At 64.6% G+C, this 2097-nt stretch carries 1 protein-coding gene; it reads right to left on the bottom strand.

The annotated features are described in order from the left end of the window. Window positions 1–192: 192 nt before the first annotated feature. Window positions 193–1536, bottom strand: a complete 1344-nt coding sequence (gene ltrA / locus ACIBJI_RS42540; RefSeq protein WP_397088864.1) for a group II intron reverse transcriptase/maturase — start codon at window positions 1534–1536, stop codon at window positions 193–195. Window positions 1537–2097 lie beyond the last annotated feature (561 nt).

Below are 2097 nucleotides of genomic sequence, written 5' to 3'. Positions count from 1 at the left end.
GTTGGGTCGGGAACTGGCGCGGTGTCGTGAGCGGTTGTAGGTGTGGAAGCCACTGTGACCGAACGGTTTCCCGCTTGATCGTTCTTCTGCCCCACCATGACCGGCCATTCGATCCGTTTCCAGCTCCCGCCCGTCAAACCGTGCATGCGGTTCTCCCGCACACGGCTTACCGACGTTCTTCACCGGCGGCATTCAACCCTTCCAGGTCCGAAAGGGCCTGGGCGGCACGACGATTCCATCGAGGCTGATCAGCCCGAGGTGGTCCGGCGACGCCAGCACCTGGGCCATGCCCCATCCCCATGCGTGTCGCCGGTTGCCCCGCTTGGACAACAGCAACGCCAGACGCGAGAGGGCATAGTTTCTGATCTGACCGAACAGCAGAGCCGAGTTCCCATAACGGAAGTATCCGGCCCATCCCCGCAGGAACAGGTTCAGCTCTCCCACGATGTGTTCGGTCGGCAGCAGCATCCGGTGCCGGGCCGTGATCGACCGGATCCGGTCCCGAGCATGCTGCACCGCCTTGCGTGAGGGCCAACGAGCAAGGAACACCAGATGCGCCGACCGGGGAGTCCACCCGCGCACCAGCCGATTGTGGAAGCCCAGGAAGTCCACTCCCTTGCCACCCTCGACCAGATGCACGATCCGGGTCTTGGACTCCTTGACCTCGAGCCCGAGCTCACCCAGCAGAACTACCAGCCGCGCAAGCGCGGCCTCGGCCTGCCGACGCGATCGGCACATCACCACCAGGTCATCGCAGTATCGGACCAGCACTCCGTGCGCATTCGTGTCCCATGCCCGGTCGAGCCGGTGCAGATACACGTTGCACAACAACGGCGAAAGCGGTCCGCCTTGCGCGGCTCCGGTCACCTCACGGCGCACCGAACCGCCGGCCATCACTCCCGCGCGCAACACCGCGCGCAGCAGCTTCAGCATGCCCTGGTCACTGACGCGTTCCTCGACCGCTGCCATCAGCTTCTCGTGCCCAATCGCCGAGAAGCAGTTGGCGATATCAGTTTCCACCACCCATCGGTTGCCTCGCCAGGACTCGTCGACGAGCACCTGCAGCGCATCGTGTGTCGACCGCTTCGGGCGGAACCCGAAACTGCACGGCAGGAACTGCGCCTCGAAGATCGGCTCGAGCACGATCTTCACCGCAGCCTGCACCACACGATCACCAACCACAGGAATCGACAACGGCCGCTTCTCACTAGACCCCGACTTGGGGATGAGCACCCGACGCGCGGGCAACGGCCGCCACCGCTCGTTCTGCAAGTCCTCGGCCAGCTCGTCGAGGAATCTCTCGACACCGTAGTCCTCGATCTGCCCCAGGGTGGTCTCATCGACACCCGGCGCACCATTGTTGCGGCGCACCGCCACCCACGCACGCCACAGGACGTCTCTGCGATAGACCTTGTCCCGCAACGCATGAAACCGTCGTCCCGGATCAGCCTTGGCCGACCGGTAAAGCGTGTGCTGCAAGGCTCGAACCGGGTCCAACGACCCCACAGCGGTGGAACTAGCCTGACCGGCACTCACCGGGCCCATCCTTTCCAGACACAACGCGTGAACGAAGCAGCGGCCCTTCCCTCACCGGCGGTTATGTTGTCCGCCCGGCTCGATCGGTACTACGACCGCCTCCGACTCCCTCCCGGCACCCGATCCACTTCCCGGCTCCACACCGGTTATAGGACAAGCCTTTCCACACAATTCGCAGTGCATTTCGGCCGGGGAGGGCCTCCCCAGTTCCCGCCGTCACCTTCTGAACGTTCCGCGCCCTCTACGCCGGGGAGTCCTTCACGGCTGCGCATCCAGGCTCTTCACCGCTTCCATGGCCTTCACCGTGAACAGCCCGGCTCGGCTCTCCCTCAATGTCTAACGACGCGGCAGGCTTCGCTTCCGCTACGGACCGCTCAGTCGCTTCCCCTACAAGGGCTTTCGACGCTGGGCTTCGACCCGACCCGTTTCCAGACCGAGCCGCCAGCCTGCTACCGGGCCTCCTGGCAGCTACCCGGACCGGACTCACACCGGCAGGCGACGACGAGCTTCCGACACAGGTCATGACCGCAAAACGATCACCTCCTGATCTCTGGGCGCACC

Origin of the sequence: Nocardia sp. NPDC050408, from assembly GCF_044458905.1 — a bacterium.
Classification (GTDB): Bacteria; Actinomycetota; Actinomycetes; order Mycobacteriales; family Mycobacteriaceae; genus Nocardia.
Note: the sequence above shows the minus strand (reverse complement) of the source record. Positions and strands in the feature narration are given on the sequence as shown.